Source organism: Spirosoma gilvum, assembly GCF_054776815.1.
Map to the genome: position 1 here is coordinate 419,396 of NZ_BAAHBH010000003.1, position 16,010 is coordinate 435,405.

The 16,010-nt window shown below is 48.6% G+C and carries 10 protein-coding genes; all 10 read left to right on the top strand.

Annotated elements, in window-relative coordinates:
• Positions 1–86: 86 nt before the first annotated feature.
• The 10 genes from ACYVFD_RS10020 (at position 87) to ACYVFD_RS10065 (ending at position 15,996) form a co-directional block, all read left to right on the top strand.
• Positions 87–1,331: an NAD(P)/FAD-dependent oxidoreductase gene (locus ACYVFD_RS10020; protein WP_461089807.1), complete on the top strand. Its 1,245-nt coding sequence runs from the start codon at positions 87–89 to the stop codon at positions 1,329–1,331.
• A gap of 194 nt (positions 1,332–1,525) precedes the next feature.
• Complete coding sequence (locus ACYVFD_RS10025) at positions 1,526–3,280, top strand: DUF885 family protein (protein WP_461089808.1); 1,755 nt, start codon at positions 1,526–1,528, stop codon at positions 3,278–3,280.
• 237 nt (positions 3,281–3,517) lie between these two features.
• Positions 3,518–5,080 carry an aldehyde dehydrogenase (NADP(+)) gene (locus tag ACYVFD_RS10030; protein WP_461089809.1) on the top strand — a complete coding sequence of 521 codons (1,563 nt, stop codon included), beginning with the start codon at positions 3,518–3,520 and terminating at the stop codon, positions 5,078–5,080.
• Positions 5,081–5,269: 189 nt separating this feature from the next.
• On the top strand, positions 5,270–6,115 hold the full coding sequence (locus ACYVFD_RS10035) for a glycoside hydrolase family 16 protein (protein WP_461089811.1): 846 nt from the start codon (positions 5,270–5,272) through the stop codon (positions 6,113–6,115).
• A gap of 237 nt (positions 6,116–6,352) precedes the next feature.
• The gene (locus ACYVFD_RS10040; RefSeq protein ID WP_461089812.1) at positions 6,353–8,059 is read left to right on the top strand and encodes a GH39 family glycosyl hydrolase; all 1,707 of its coding nucleotides are present in this window, start codon (positions 6,353–6,355) and stop codon (positions 8,057–8,059) included.
• Positions 8,060–8,157: 98 nt separating this feature from the next.
• Positions 8,158–10,197, top strand: coding sequence for a DUF3857 domain-containing protein (locus ACYVFD_RS10045; protein WP_461089814.1), 2,040 nt, complete (start codon positions 8,158–8,160; stop codon positions 10,195–10,197).
• Between the two features lie 87 nt (positions 10,198–10,284).
• A complete protein-coding gene (locus tag ACYVFD_RS10050) occupies positions 10,285–12,276 on the top strand; it encodes a DUF3857 domain-containing protein (RefSeq protein WP_461089816.1) in 1,992 nt (663 codons plus the stop codon).
• A gap of 2 nt (positions 12,277–12,278) precedes the next feature.
• Complete coding sequence (locus ACYVFD_RS10055; RefSeq protein WP_461089818.1) at positions 12,279–14,189, top strand: DUF3857 domain-containing protein; 1,911 nt, start codon at positions 12,279–12,281, stop codon at positions 14,187–14,189.
• Between the two features lie 58 nt (positions 14,190–14,247).
• Positions 14,248–14,862, top strand: a complete 615-nt coding sequence (locus tag ACYVFD_RS10060) for a hypothetical protein (RefSeq protein WP_461089820.1) — start codon at positions 14,248–14,250, stop codon at positions 14,860–14,862.
• A 114-nt stretch (positions 14,863–14,976) separates the two neighbouring features.
• Positions 14,977–15,996 carry a DUF6807 domain-containing protein gene (locus tag ACYVFD_RS10065; RefSeq protein WP_461089822.1) on the top strand — a complete coding sequence of 340 codons (1,020 nt, stop codon included), beginning with the start codon at positions 14,977–14,979 and terminating at the stop codon, positions 15,994–15,996.
• Positions 15,997–16,010 lie beyond the last annotated feature (14 nt).

Sequence of the window (16,010 nt, forward strand, 5' to 3'; positions counted from 1 at the left end):
ATAGAATTGTTGAATGATAGAATTAATAAGAATCAGCGACCTAACAATTCAATCATTCAATCACTCTATCATTCAATCATTGTAAAATGTCGCACGTTGGTGTAGTTGGAGGAGGAATTATTGGGTTATGCTCGGCTTATTATCTGCATAAGGCGGGGCATAAGGTAACGGTATTTGAGCAGGCGCATATTGCCAATGGCTGTTCATTCGGTAATGCCGGAATGATTGTGCCGAGTCATATTGTGCCGCTGGCGCAACCAGGTATGATTGCCAAAGGCTTACGCTGGATGCTGAAATCGACCAGCCCCTTTTATGTCAAACCCCGACTTGATGCTGATCTGTTGCGATGGGGATGGCTCTTTTATAAACATTCTACCCCCGAACATGTGGAGCGGTCAATTCCGGTTCTGCGCGACCTTAGTTTCCTGAGCAAACGGCTGTATCAGGATCTGGCTACCCGCGATGGACTAGCTTTCGGCTGGCAGGAACGAGGTTTGTTTATGCTCTACAAAACGTCGGCTGCCGAAAAGGAAATGGCCGAAGAAGCCGAAATCGCCAACCATGCCGGTGTCGAAGCACGACTTCTGAACAGCAACCAGGTGCAGGAACTGGAACCCCATGTACGGGTGACAGTACAGGGAGCTGTATATTATCCCGGCGATGCCCACCTGAATCCCAATGAACTGATGCTGGCTCTGGTGGAGTATCTACGGCAGGAAGGAGTTACTATTCTGGAAAATCATCCCGTTACAGGTTTTGGCACGTCGGGCTCCCGAGTGAGTACTATTCATGCGCGGGGTTCGTTCGATGTCGATGAAGTGGTGATTACCGGTGGGGCCTGGTCGCCAGGGATTGCTCAGCAGCTTGGTATAGAGTTACCGCTACAAGGTGGGAAAGGCTATAGTTTTATGCTCCCCGGTACGGTTAATGACATTCAGATACCAGCCATCATGCTGGAAGCGCGGGCCACCGCTACACCCATCGGCGGCAACCTGCGTTTTGCGGGTACGCTTGAAGTGGCCGGTACCGACTTGAGCGTGAATATGAACCGCGTTCGAGGAATTTCAGAGGCTATTAACCAGTATTATCCCGACATTCGGGTAGACATGCCGGTTGCCGATGCCGTTTGGCGTGGTCTGCGGCCTTGCTCTCCTGACGGATTACCGTACCTGGGCCGAACGAAGCGGTATGAGAATGTGGTACTGGCAACGGGGCATGGTATGATGGGCGTCAGTCTCGGACCGGCAACAGGGAAATTGGTGAGTGAACTAGTCAGTGGCTCCCCAACCAGCATGGATCTTACTGCCTTTAATCCAGATCGATTTGCCTAAAGCGTTACTCTATCTTCGAACCTATTTAGACTTTTTATAATAGTCTCAAAATGAGCGTTTTTGTCATGCTGACGAAGGGGGCATCTTAATGCGTCATCACTAAGATAAGTATACATTAGGCTGCTTCCTTCGTCAGCATGACAAAATGACTTTCGAGTAAGTTTAAACAGCTTCTACATAACCCTCTACACTTCATGCCCTCACTAAAACCTCTTTTTTTGTTAGTCATTGCCATTAACTTAGCCATCGGTTTATCGGAAGCTATTGGGCAACCGGCTTACCTGAAATCAATTAATCCGCAAACCAGTGATGTGCACCATCTGCTGACTCAGCACGAAGCCGATTACGGAAGTTTAAGTCGGTTTTACACTATAACGGGTTCGCCCGAACGGCGGGAGCGATTTCAGAAACTGCACAGTGAGTATCTAGACAAACTGCAGAAACTGGATTTCGACCGAATGACTACTGATAGTCGGGTCGATTACATCCTGTTTCGCCGGAATCTACAGCAGGAATTGTATAAACTGGCGCAGGAAGCCGAAGAGCGGGACAAAGTAAAGCCGTGGTTTCCCTTTGCTGATTCGATCTATGCCGTTGAAAAACTTCGTCGGCGGGGGCATGTCCTCAATGCACAGGCATTAGCGGCTAACCTGAATGCGCTGGGACCGCAGATTGTAGCGGCTAAAAAAGGGGTTGAGAAAGTTGAAAAGCTGGACCCTGCTCTCGTACGGCGGGCTGAATCGACCGCACAGGGATTACAGCAGGCACTGAAAAGTATTTATACATTTTACAATGCTTACGACCCCAATTTTACCTGGTGGATGGAAAAATCGTACCCGAAGGCCGATAGTCTGCTCAACGCGTATGTGAAATTTTTCCAGAAAAAAGCCAGGGAGGCTGCCCCCACTAAAGACGATGGTAGTGGCATAGCGGGCGTGGCTGTTGGGCGAACCGAATTGCTCCGTCAGCTACAGGTCGAAATGATTCCGTATTCGCCGGAAGAACTGATCGACATTGCGAATAAAGAATTTGCCTGGTGCGACCGTGAACTGCTCAAAGCATCGCGTGAAATGGGTTTTGGCGACAACTGGAAATCAGCCCAGGAGAAAGTCAAAAACACCTACGTTCCCATTGGCAGGCAGCCCGAAATGATTTTGGGGCTATACAATGAATCCATCGCTTTTCTCAAAAGCAAAGACCTGATTACGATTCCTCCGTTGGCCGAAGAAACCTGGCGCATGAACATGATGTCGCCCGAACGCCAGCGCGTGGCTCCTTTTTTCCTCGGCGGTGAACAATTGCTCATTTCCTACCCAACCAGTGATATGTCGCATCCCGATAAGCTGATGAGTATGCGCGGAAATAATCCCCATTTCTCCCGTGCTACGGTTCATCACGAACTCATCGCTGGTCATCACCTGCAAGGCTTTATGAACAATCGGTATAAAGTGTATCGGCAGTTTGATACGCCATTCTGGATAGAAGGCTGGGCGCTGTATTGGGAAATGGTCTTGTGGGATCAGGGATTTCCCCGATCGCCGGAAGACCGGATTGGGATGTTGTTCTGGCGGATGCACCGTTGTGCCCGGATTATTTTCTCACTCAATTACCACCTCGGTCAATGGTCACCTCAGCAGTGTATCGACTTTCTGGTGGATCGGGTAGGTCACGAAAGGGCCAATGCCGAAGGGGAAGTGCGTCGGTCGTTTGTCGGGGGCTATCCGCCATTGTATCAACTGGCTTATATGACGGGGGCTTTCCAGTTCTGGGCGTTGAAAAAAGAACTGGTCGATAGCGGTAAAATGACCTATAAGCAGTACCACGACGCGGTTATGCAGCTCAATTCGATGCCAGTAGAAATGGTTCGGGCCATTCTTACTAACCAGAAATTAGATAAAGATTTTAAAACTAATTGGCGTTTCTACGCTGTTGACTCAGCAGCTAAATAATAAATTATTTACAGTATTCTATAGAATGGCTATCTTGAAGATTGAACCTGTTTAAACTTTTTAACTTCCGATATAATTGGGTCGATTTTTTGTCATTCCGACGGAGGAGGAATCTCAAGCTTAACAAATGAGCGACGCTGAGATTCCTCCTCCGTCGGAATGACAAAATTCTCCGTTTTGATCTTGATTTAGAGCTTTAGCCAATCTCTTGACGCACACTTATTTTATCCCTTTTTTATGATTGACTTAACAACGGTAATGCCTTCTTCTTCAGATTCGTTTCAGGGTATCAATCCAGCAACCGGTGAATTCCTGACGGGCTATTTTCAGGAAGCAACAGCTGCCGAAGTGGCACAGGCTTGCGAACGGGCTGCTGAAGCCTTTACGGAATACCGGAAAAAATCGGGGGCCGAAAAAGCGAAGTTTCTGGAACAAATCGCTACTGAAATAGAAGCATTGGGCGATGAATTGATCCAGCGTGCACAGGCCGAATCGGGCTTGCCACTCGCCCGGCTGACGGGTGAACGGGGTCGTACCACCGGCCAGCTTCGGCTATTTGCCGAATACCTGCGCGACGGTTCCTGGGTAAATGCCCGCATCGATACCGCTTTGCCCGATCGTCAGCCGCTACCCCGTCCTGATTTGCGTCAGATGTTACGTCCTCTTGGTCCGGTTGGCGTTTTCGGAGCGAGCAATTTCCCGCTGGCCTTTTCGGTAGCGGGCGGTGATACTGCTTCAGCACTGGCAGCCGGTTGCCCAGTTGTGGTAAAAGGGCATCCAGCACATCCGGGTACTTCCCAACTTGTAGGTGATGCCATTAGCCGGGCGGTTGAAGTCTGTGGGTTACCGGCCGGAACATTCTCGCTGGTGCAGGGCCGTACAGTAGCCGTTGGGATGGCCATTGTGGAGCACCCGGCCATTAAAGCCATTGGGTTCACTGGTTCATGGCGAGGGGGTAAAGCTATCTTCGATGCGGCTGCCCGTCGGCATGAGCCTATTCCGGTCTATGCCGAAATGGGAAGCACCAACCCGGTTTTCTTTTTGCCCAAACTGCTAAAAGAGAAGGGGAGCGCTATGGCTCAGGGCTATGTCAATTCAGTAACGTTAGGAGTAGGGCAGTTCTGTACCAATCCCGGACTGGCTATTGTTCAGCAATCGCCCGAATCGCAGGCATTTGTTCAGGAGGCCGGTCAGTTTGTGGCCGGTAGTCAGCCCGCTACTATGCTTACCCAAGGTATTCAACAAGCATTTGCGAACGGTCTAAGCAAACTAAGTAGTGCAGAAGGCGTTCGCATCCTGGCGCAGGCAACGAGCGCTGAAAGCTTCGCCAACGGTACGCCGACATTATTGACGACTACGGCCGAAGCGCTGCTCGCCAATCCGGCCATTGCCGAAGAGGTATTCGGGCCGAGCAGTGTCGTGGTCGAAGCTGGTAGCCGCGAGGAATTACTGGCTGTGGCTAAAGGACTGGAAGGCCACCTCACCGCTACGGTTTACGGAACTGATGATGAACTAGCAGACTATGCCGACTTGCTGGAGATTCTGGAGCAGAAAGTTGGCCGACTGTTAATTAATGGTTTTCCAACCGGTGTAGAAGTGAGCCACGCCATGCAGCACGGTGGACCGTATCCGGCTACAACCGATTCGCGCTCTACTTCTGTGGGTACCAATGCGATTCTGCGGTTTGTTCGTCCGGTCTGTTACCAGAATTTCCCGGATGCTTTACTTCCCGATGAATTAAAAGCCGCTAACCCCCTCCATATCTGGCGGTTGGTGAACGGGAAGTGGACGAATGAGTAGTTAGTTGGCCCCTTACTATTGAAGGCGTTCAAAAGAATATTTTGTCATCCCGACCGGGACGCGTAGTCGAAGGAGGGATCTCAACATCGTGCATGTTAGAGGATCTTCTTTGACTACGTGTCCCGGTCGGGATGTGTAATTTTTAGACCAACCAGTTAGTGGAGGACATTAATTTGAAAAATTGTCATCATGACCCGTGTTCTACTCATTTTAACTACTGTATTGGTTTGCCAAATGGGTTTTGGCCAGTCTTCCCGATCATCTGCTCAAACAGACGAAAGCTGGAAACTGGTATGGGCGGATGAATTTGATGTGGATGGACCGCCCAATTCGAAAAATTGGATATTTGAAAACGGCTTTGTTCAGAACCACGAGATTCAGTGGTATCAGCCCGAAAATGCCCATTGTGAAAACGGCCTGTTGATAATTGAAGGGCGACGAGAGAAAAAACCGAATCCAACCTATCAGCCCAATAGTTCGAACTGGAAAACCAGTCGCCCTACTATCGACTATACATCTGCCAGTCTGAATACACAAGGACTGCATAGCTGGCAATACGGACGGTTTGAGATGCGGGGACGTATCGATGTTAGTCCTGGTCTTTGGCCAGCTTACTGGACGTTGGGCGTGGCTGGTGAATGGCCATCCAACGGCGAAATCGACATCATGGAATACTATCGAAATATGATGCTGGCGAATGTGGCCTGGGCAACTGGTAAACGGTATACGGCCGAATGGCGATCGGTAAAGAAGCCGATGAATACCTTTAAGGATCCTGATTGGGTGAAGAAATTTCATATCTGGCGGATGGATTGGGACGAAACGGCTATTCGATTGTATGTTGATGACGAGTTGCTGAATCAGGTTCCGTTGTCTGAAACCATCAATGGTGATGGCACAAGGAGTAATCCGTTTCGACAGCCACATTACATTCTTCTGGATCTGGCTATTGGTGGCGATAATGGGGGAGACCCGGCTGCTACAACCTTCCCGACTCGTTTTGAGGTCGACTATGTCCGGGTATATCAGAAGTGAAGTCCAATCACGAGCCCCTTACAATCCTTATGCCCCATAAACTTCCCGAAAGTTTTAAAACTTTCGGGAGTTCCATGTCAGAAAGTAAAACTGTCTTTGTATAGAGGCTTGTCGTAACGTGGGTGGAAACCCGCGTTCTTAGCTAAAATCGAGGGTTTCCACCCACGTTACGACAGAGCCAAGGGTATAGCCCAACTGATCTTCTCTTTAGGGTACAAAATCCCTTCCCTAAACACAATGAAATTACAGAAAGGCTTTGCCTGGCTTATTATTAGTCTTCTTTACGGAGCTCTACTCAATACAACGTTCGCGCAGGTTTCTCAAACTCAGCCCATCACAATAGGTGTTGATTTACGGGCCGATAAAGGACCATTGAAGCCGATCTGGGCATGGTTTGGCTACGATGAGCCGAATTACACCTACATGAAAGACGGGAAGAAACTGCTGACCGAAATCTCGCAGTTAAGTAAGGTCCCCGTCAACGTACGGGCGCATAGTCTGCTGGTGACGGGCGATGGCGTAGCTGCGCTGAAATGGGGTTCGACGAATGCCTATACCGAAGATAAGAAAGGTAATCCGGTGTACGACTGGACCATTGTCGATAAGATTTTCGATACCTATATCGAACGGGGAATGAAACCCATTGCCCAGATCGGATTCATGCCCGAAGCACTGTCGACCAAACCACAACCGTACCGACACCACTGGAAACCGGGCGACAATTACAATGACATCTACACCGGCTGGGCCTATCCACCAACTGACTATAAAAAATGGGGTGAATTAGTCTTCCAATGGGTGAAACATTCCATAACCCGCTATGGCCAGAAAGAAGTTGAAAGCTGGTACTGGGAATTGTGGAATGAGCCGAACATCAGCTATTGGAAAGGAACAACGGAAGAATACATCAAGCTCTACGATTACACCGCTGATGCCGTTAAACGGGCATTACCTACTGCCAAAATGGGTGGCCCTGAAGTGACAGGCCCCGGTGGCGAAAGCTCACAGAAGTTTTTTAAAGCCTTCATGGACCATGTAGTAAGCGGGACTAATTACGTTACGGGCAAAACAGGCTCTCCGATCGATTTCATTACCTTTCATGCGAAAGGGGCGCCGAAACTGGTCAATGGCGTTGTGCAGATGAATATGGGCACGCAGCTTCGCGACATCAGCAAAGGCTGTGAGATTGTGGCCTCGTACCCGACACTGAAACACCTGCCGATCATTATTGGCGAGTCGGACCCGGAAGGCTGTGCGGCCTGTTCGGAAGATTTACACCCGCAAAATGCCTACCGCAACGGCACCATGTACTCAAGTTATACGGCGGCTTCTTTTGCCCGGAAATATGACCTGGCGCAGTCGCACGGAGTCAATTTGGAAGGAGCAGTCACCTGGGCTTTTGAGTTTGAAGACCAACCCTGGTTTCGGGGGTTCCGCGACCTGGCCACAAATGGTGTCGATAAGCCCGTTCTGAATGTGTTTCGGATGTTTGGCATGATGGCTGGAAATCGGATGGCCGTGACGGGCGGCTCTGGGTATGATTATGCCCGCATCCGCGACCAAAGCGTACGAGCCGAGCCGGACGTTAATGCCCTGGCCACCAAAGATGCCAAAACGGCCTCCGTCATGGTCTGGCATTACCATGATGACAACAGTCCGGCTCCCGATGCGCCTGTGTCGATGCAGGTAAAAGGAGTGCCAGCTCAGCGCGTTCTGCTTCAGCATTATCGCATCGACAAAGAGCATAGCAATTCGTACGAAGTCTGGAAAAGGCTGGGTTCCCCTAAAACACCCACCCCCGAGCAGGTTACCGAGTTGGAGAAAGCAGGTCAATTGCAACTTCTTACGTCGCCGGAGTGGATTACTGTAAAAAATGGGGAGCTAACGCTGCCATTTTCGTTGCCACGTCAGGGTGTATCATTGCTAAAACTTTCATGGGAGTAGTGCCTAAACGCTATTTTTTATTTTCTAAACGGTCATTGTAGTATCGTTGATAACTGTTTATATTGCCCGCAAGTAGTTACTTACATTTCCCACCGTTTATGTTCCCTTCTTCGCTCGCTCATCGCTTGCTGGCAACAGTAATTCTAGCTTTTTGTATAGGTCTTACCGTCTCATTCGCTCAAAAATCAAAAAACAAGGCGCCTGACCCAGCTCCAGTCATCAAATTCGGGGTCATTGCCCGCGAGGATTTTGCCAAAGTATCAGGTGATTCTACTGCCGAAGCTGTTGTTCTATATGATTTTGGCGAGGTGGCCTTTGAGGAAAATCAGGGTGAAGTCTGGTTGGTGTTTACCTGTCATGGCCGGACGAAAATCAACAAGAAGTCAGCCTATGACCGGGCAACCATTCAGATTTCTACACGTCGGGGTAAAGCTGGTCAGCACGAATATGTTTCTGAGTTCGACGGCTACACGTATAACCTCACGGACGGAAACGTACTGATTGAGCATTTTCCGAAAACGGCTCATTTTTCCGAGAAAGTTTCCGACGATTACTACCGGGAAAAGTACACATTGCCCAATGTGCACGAAGGATCGATCATCGAATTTAAATACACCGTTCGTACGCCTATCAGTATACGGTACAACCCTCGGACCTGGACGTTTCAACAGAACGTACCCGTCAACTGGAGCGAATACCGGATCACCATTCCCGATTACTTCTATTACAAAATCCTGCAGACCGGCTATATCCCGATGGTTGTAAATGAACGTACGGTTAAGTCGGTGGATTTATACCCGGGCCAGAATGGAGCATCGGCATCCGCGTATCGGTTTGCCATGAAGGATATTCCACCCTTCCGCGATGAAGCGTACATCACCACCGAAGACGATTACATGGCTAAAATCGAATTTGAACTGGCCAGTTATCAGTGGGTGGATCTACGAAAACACGACTTGTCGGTGAGTTGGGCCGACCTCGACCGAACGCTGCTAACAGATGCTGATTTTGGCGGGCAGTTTAAACGGGCCCCTTTCCTGCGCGAAACGGCCAAAACCATCCTGAGTCAGCATGCCGATACGCTGGGCCGGGTGACGGCTGCTTACGAGTTTATTCGGAAGAGCATCAAATGGAATGAAATGGGCGGATTTGTGCCCTCTGAGGATATTAAAAAGGTTTTCGACAACAAGAAAGGAAACGCTGCCGGTATCAACCTGATGCTCGTAGCACTTCTGCGCGAAATGGATCTCGACGCAAACCCAGTTATTCTCAGCACCCGGTCGAATGGTCGCATCAACGAATCCTATGCCCTAATTCGGAAGTTCAACTATGCCGTCGCTCAGGTTTCAGTCGGTGGGAAAGATATGCTGCTCGATGCTACCGACCCGTTCCTAACACCGGGTATGTTGCCTACCCACTGCCTGAATGGGAGCGGTCGACTGGTGCATTCCTCGGCGTCGCGGTTTATTTCGTTAGCGCCAACCGAGCGCGAGATTGATTCCTACCTGGGGACGTTCACCATTAGCGATGACGGCGAAATTTCGGGTACGCTCAAGCAGTCACAAGGCGGCTATAGCGCATTAAGAGCCCGTAAGTCATTTGCCTCGGAGGGGAAAACAAAATACCTGGACGGAATTCGGAAGAAAAGACCCGTTTGGCAGATTGAGAAAGTAGATTTCTCGGGCGCTGAGTGGAACACCAGTTCGTTTAATACGGACTATACGTTTTCGATACCCGATGCCTGCGGACGGGCAGGGGATCGACTTTATCTCCGGCCTATGCTAACGGAAGGTCATGGTAGTAACCCGTTTAAGGAACCTGAACGGCTGTATCCTGTCGATTTCGGTTATGCCAAAGAAGAAACTTTCATTGCTACCTATACCCTGCCGCAGGGCTATCAGGTAGAAGAAATGCCCAAGCCTGTATCAATGACATTGCCCGAAAATGGTGGTCGATTTATGTATCAGGTAGCTGTTACAAATGGTAATCAGCTTCAGGTTATGAGCCGGATTATGCTGCGAAAGCCGATGTATTTTGCCGAAGAGTACCCTAATGTTCGAGAGTTGTTTAGTCGCATTGTGGCCAAACATGCCGAACCGATCGTTTTGAAACGTGGTCCCGTAGCTGAAAAGAAATAGTGGCTATCGCTAGACGTAAGAGTTTGCTTAAACGTTTATAAGCCTTTGAGAATAAGGCGCCTGTTTAACATTTTCCACTTGCCGTTCATGTTTTTCAGACAATTCAGTATTAATTGGATACTTCTATTAGTTAGCTGTTTAGGGGTAAGTATCACAGTGACATTTGCTCAGCAGATAACTCAGCCGGAACCTGCTATAAAATTCGGTAAAATCAGCCCTGATCAGTTTCAGAATATTTTTAGTGATTCTACAGCCGAAGCTGTAGTCTTATATGATTATGGTGAGACATGGTTTGACGTTACTGCAACCAATCTGTGGTTAAATACCACTTATCATAGTCGACTATTCATTAGAAAGAAGTCAGCTTATGAGCGGGCGATTATTCGGTTACTGACCCGTCGAGGTACGGCAGGTCAGCATGAACAGGTGTCGGAGTTTGATGGGTATACCTATAATCTTACTGGTGGAACTGTTGCCATTGACCGTTTGACCAAAGCTGGGCATTTTACCGAAAAAGTGTCGGACGATTTATGGGTTGAAAAATACACAATGCCCAATGTACGGGAAGGAGCCATTATTGAGTATAGGTATACGATTCGTACCCCATTTACTATTAGCCATAATCCACCTGCATGGCGCTTCCAGCAGAATATTCCAGTAAAATGGAGTGAATACCGTATCGCTATTCCAGACTACTTTTATTATAGTGTAAAACAGAATGGCTATTTATCTATAGCGGGGGATCAATTTAAACAGGGCTCGGTTGCCGCCTACCGTTTTCTTGTCAAGGATGCTCCTGCGTTTCGTGAGGAAGTATATATAACAACCAAGGAGGACTATATCTCTAAAGTTGAATTCGAATTAGCGAGCTATCAGCTACCCGGCCAGATGCTTCAAAACATTGCTGCAGGCTGGGAGGCAATGGATAAAACCTTGCTTGATGATGCAACCTTTGGTGGGCAAATAAAGCGGGCTGGTTTCTTACGTGAAAAAGCTAAATCAATTTATAGTGAGCATGCCGATACCTTGGCACGGGTAACTGCTGCGTATAATTATATACGGCATGCAATCACCTGGAATGAAGAATCGGCAATCTGGGCCAGGAATATCAAAAAAGTATTTGACGAGAAGAAAGGAGATGCTGCCGATATAAACTTACTGTTGATTGCGTTTCTGCGTGAAATGGGTATGGAGGCTAACCCTGTTATCTTAAGCACTCGCTCACATGGACGGATCGATGATTCCTACGCACTATTGAAAAAGTTTAATTATGTTATTGCTCAAGTTTTGGTAAACGGGAAAGATTTATTGTTGGATGCTACTGATTCGTATTTAACTCCTGGTATGTTGCCTTTCCATTGTCTAAATGGAAAAGGTCGGCTCGTTCATCCAACCAATTCTCGTTTTATATCTCTTTCGCCAACAGAACGTGATACAGAAGCTCAGACAGCTACCTTTCAATTGAATGATGAAGGTGAAGTGACTGGAACAATCATTAATTCGCACAGTGGATATAGTGCTTGGAGCGCTCGTAAAAAACTAGCCGCTGAAGGAAGGACAAAATACCTTGAAAGTGTTCAGAAGAAACGCCCTGGCTGGCAAATAGAAAGTTCCAGTTTTACGGAGGATAACCCTAAAAAACAACTGTTTAAGGTAAATTATAAAATTACCGTGTCGGATATGGGCTCAAAAGCAGGCGATCGGCTATACTTTCGACCGATGCTAACAGAAGCCCGCCTGGAAAACCCCTTTAAAGAACCGGAGAGACTTTATCCGGTCGATTTTGGAGCCGCCATTGACGAGACATTTACGGCAACGTACACCTTACCTGGTGACTATCAAGTAGAAGAAATACCCAAGCCTGTATCGATGACATTGCCCGACGATGGAGGGCGTTTTTTGTATCAGGTGACTAGTAGCGCTGCTAATCAAATTCATGTAGTAAGTCGGATAGTGTTACGTCGGCCAGTTTATAGTGCTGAAGAATATGGCCCACTTCGAGAGCTGTTCAGCCGTATTGTAGCCAAACATGCCGAACCGATCGTTTTGAAACGTGGCTCCGTAGCTGAAAAGAAATAATTATGAAGTCTTTTTTACTGCTGGCTCTGTTGGGACCCTCCTTGGTCTGGGCGCAGAGCGAATATAAAGCCGATGCTATTCCGGCAACGTTGAAAGAGAATGCCCATAGTGTGATTCGACGCCACGAAACCACCTTCGCAGTAAAATCACCGGGCGAAGCTGTAAAACGTGTGCGTACTGTGGTGACCGTGCTCGATAAAGAGGCCGATGACGATGCTACCATTGTGGCTGGATATGACAAACTCTCGAAAGTGACAGCACTGGAAGGAGCGCTCTATGACGCCGATGGGAAGCTGATTAAGCGGCTCAAAAAATCAGATATAGAAGACTATAGCACCTTCTCCGACTATAATCTCTTTGACGACCAACGAATTAAAGCGGCTACCTTCCCTAAACAGCCAACCTATCCCTATACAGTCGAGTTTGTGGTAGAGACAACGGAACGAAATCTGATGTTTTATCCGACCTGGATTCCGTTAAAAGAAGAACATGTCGCACTGGAGCAGGCTACCTATACCGTCACAATGCCAGCCGGCTTGGCGTTGCGTTATAAAGAAATCAACCTGCCAACACCGGGTACGTCAGCTCCGTCGGCGGATGGCGGTAAAACCTACGTTTGGAAGCTGACCAATCGACCTGCGCTCGAATTCGAACCGCTGTCGCCACCGAGCTGGGAGCAACTACCCATCGTTTATACGGCTCCAACGGATTTTGAGGTGCAGGGATACAAAGGCAAAGTGGCCTCCTGGAGCGATGTTGGTCGTTTCTACTACACCCTAAATAATGGCCGTGATGCCATCCCGGACGACCTTCGACAGCGTATGCTGGAACTGACCAAAAACGAAACGACGACACTTGGTAAGGTTCGGAAGGTTTACAAGTTTTTGCAGGATCAGACGCGCTACGTGAGTATCCAACTGGGTATTGGGGGTTGGCAAACGATTGAGGCCGATAAGGTGGCTGCCAGCAAATATGGCGATTGTAAAGCCCTCACCAACTTCACACAGGCGTTGCTGAAAAATGTGTGCGTTACGGCCTATCCCGCCCTGGTGCGGGCAGGTGATGATGAACCCGACATTCAGGTCGATTTCCCGGGGTTTCAGTTCAACCATATCATCTTGTGCGTGCCTAACGGTCGTGATTCATTGTTCCTGGAATGCACCAGCCAGCACGGACAGCCCGGATACGTTGGTGATTTTACGGGGAACCGACACGTGTTGCTCATTACACCCGATGGGGGGCGACTAGTGAAAACGCCTAGCTATCGATCAGTCGATAACCTTCAGCAACGACGGATTTCGATTGCATTAACCGAACAGGGCGATGCAACGGCCGATGTCAGAACACGGTATACTGGACTCCAGCAGGATAGTTATGAACAGGTTATTCATGGTATGAACCGGGATGAACAGCGAAGCTGGCTGCTCAAACATATCCATGTGCCCGCTTTTGAACTAACGGCCTACGCGTTTCGGGAGCAGGAGAATTCGGTGCCTGCCGTGACGGAAACGCTTACGCTGGCTGTTCGAAAATGGGCAACGCTTAGCGGTAACCGACTTTTCTTGCCCCTCAATTTGATGTCGGCACTATCGATGGCTACCCCTATGCTGCAACCCCGGCAAGCGGCTGTTGAGTTAGGGACCAATTACGACTTTACGGATAGCGATACCATTACATACCAAATCCCGAAAGGGTATACACCCGAGTTTTCAATCAGCCCTGTAGCTGTAGAGTCGAAATTTGGTCAATATACGGCCCAGGTAGCTGTAGAAGGTGACCGGATCACGTATGTGCGTCATATAACCATGCACGGGGGGCGTTTCCCGGCCTCCGCCTATACCGAATGGGTAGATTTTCGAAAAAAAGTGGCCAAAGCCGACCGAATGCAGATGGTGTTTGTTAAGAATAATTAAACCAAACACTTTCCCCCCTGTCGAACGTTTACATCAAAAGCATGACAACCAACAAATCATGAGAAAAGCACTTGTTCTGGCCTTATTGGCTTTACCAATCTTATTTAGTCGCTGTAGCGTCAATCAGCAAATTGCACAGGCAAAGGCGCTGGGCGATTGTCGATATACCATTGCATCCGCCGATAGCGTTTATCTGGCCGGTACCGATGTTCGGGAGTTTCGCAATCTGGAAAACATGGATATTACCCGATTTCCCCGACTGGCTGCCGGTTTATTGACCCGAAATATTCCGCTGGATGCTCGTCTCAATCTGGATATTACCAATCCAACCGGCAAACTGGCGGGCATCAATCAGTTAGAATACCGGGTTTTATTGGCCGGGCAGGAATTGTTCAATGGGTTTCTGAATCAGCGGATTGAAGTGCAACCCGGCGGCAAAACCCGCGTTCCGGTTCGCTTAAATACAAATGCCTATCAGCTTATTTCGGATTCGAAAACTCGCGAAGCGTTTACACAACTGGTTCGCAATCTGTCGGGAGCGGCCAATACGCAGCCATCTAAACTTACGATCAAGATCAAACCGACCCTGGCACTGGGTAATAAAGCAATCAACTATCCCGGCTACATTACCATTGATCAGGACGTTACAAACAAAATTCTGTTCGGTAATTAAGCCGATTTTCGGTCTAACCAATTCGCTTCTGCAATGCCCCGACTTTTTAGCCGGGGCATTTGTTTATTGCCCATTTTGACGTAAACTTTGTGAGTCTGATCAATAAATTTTCTAATGCGCTATTCTATAATAACCCTCCTGTTTTTTACCTCGATGGTATCGAGTTTTGCTCAATCTATCCAGCTTACCCATAACGAAGCGCAGAAACGCGTCGACGTTACGGTTGATGGAAAACCCTTTACGGCGTATATCTATCCCGGCCCAACCGTTCTAAAAAAGCCTGTGCTGTATCCAATTCGGTCGGCGGGTGGTAATTTCATTACGCGAGGCTGGCCCCTCGACCCTCGTCCGGGCGAGCGCATTGACCATCCTCACCATGTAGGTATGTGGTTCAACTATGGCGATGTAAATGGCCATGATTTCTGGAACAATTCGATTCAGGTAGGTCCTGAGCACAAAGGCCCGTTCGGAACCATTGTGCATACGGGGGTTAAATCCATGAAAAACGGTAAAGGGCAGGCCGAACTGGTTGTTACGGCCGACTGGCTCGATAAAGACGGTAAAGTGATGCTTCAGGAAACCACAACGTATGCGTTTAAAGCCACGGCCAACAGTCGTACTATTGAGCGGAGCGCTACGTTGAAAGCGGCTGATAAAGATGTGTTGTTCAAGGATAATAAAGAAGGAATGATAGCCCTGCGGATGGCTCATCAGCTTGAACAGCCCGCTACCAAGCCCGAAGTATTTACGGATGCGCAGGGAGTAGAGACAAAAGTTCCGGTTATGAACAACGAAGGCGTAACGGGCCTTTATCACAGTGCTGAAGGTGTTGAAGGTGATGCGGTATGGGGTACCCGCGCTCCCTGGATGAAACTGAGCGGAACGATCAATGGCGAAGCACTCTCAGTGGTTATACTCGATAATCCTAAAAATGTAGGCTATCCAACATACTGGCATGCAAGGGGTTATGGTTTATTTGCTGCCAATCCGCTGGGAGCCTCGGTCATGAGTAGCGGTAAAGCGCCAGCTATGAATTATACGCTTCCTGCCGGTCAGTCGGTTACGTTTCGCTATACATTATTGATCCAGTCTGGCTCGCTTTCCGACAGTGCGCTGAGTCAGCTGGTTAAATAGTTTACGGATAAAAG

Coding starts and splice junctions, on each gene's coding strand:
- ACYVFD_RS10040 (WP_461089812.1), top strand. CDS start 6,353: ATGAAATTACAGAAAGGCTTTGCCTGGCTTATTATTAGTCTTCTTTAC.
- ACYVFD_RS10055 (WP_461089818.1), top strand. CDS start 12,279: ATGAAGTCTTTTTTACTGCTGGCTCTGTTGGGACCCTCCTTGGTCTGG.
- ACYVFD_RS10020 (WP_461089807.1), top strand. CDS start 87: ATGTCGCACGTTGGTGTAGTTGGAGGAGGAATTATTGGGTTATGCTCG.
- ACYVFD_RS10025 (WP_461089808.1), top strand. CDS start 1,526: ATGCCCTCACTAAAACCTCTTTTTTTGTTAGTCATTGCCATTAACTTA.
- ACYVFD_RS10030 (WP_461089809.1), top strand. CDS start 3,518: ATGATTGACTTAACAACGGTAATGCCTTCTTCTTCAGATTCGTTTCAG.
- ACYVFD_RS10065 (WP_461089822.1), top strand. CDS start 14,977: ATGCGCTATTCTATAATAACCCTCCTGTTTTTTACCTCGATGGTATCG.
- ACYVFD_RS10050 (WP_461089816.1), top strand. CDS start 10,285: ATGTTTTTCAGACAATTCAGTATTAATTGGATACTTCTATTAGTTAGC.
- ACYVFD_RS10035 (WP_461089811.1), top strand. CDS start 5,270: ATGACCCGTGTTCTACTCATTTTAACTACTGTATTGGTTTGCCAAATG.
- ACYVFD_RS10045 (WP_461089814.1), top strand. CDS start 8,158: ATGTTCCCTTCTTCGCTCGCTCATCGCTTGCTGGCAACAGTAATTCTA.
- ACYVFD_RS10060 (WP_461089820.1), top strand. CDS start 14,248: ATGAGAAAAGCACTTGTTCTGGCCTTATTGGCTTTACCAATCTTATTT.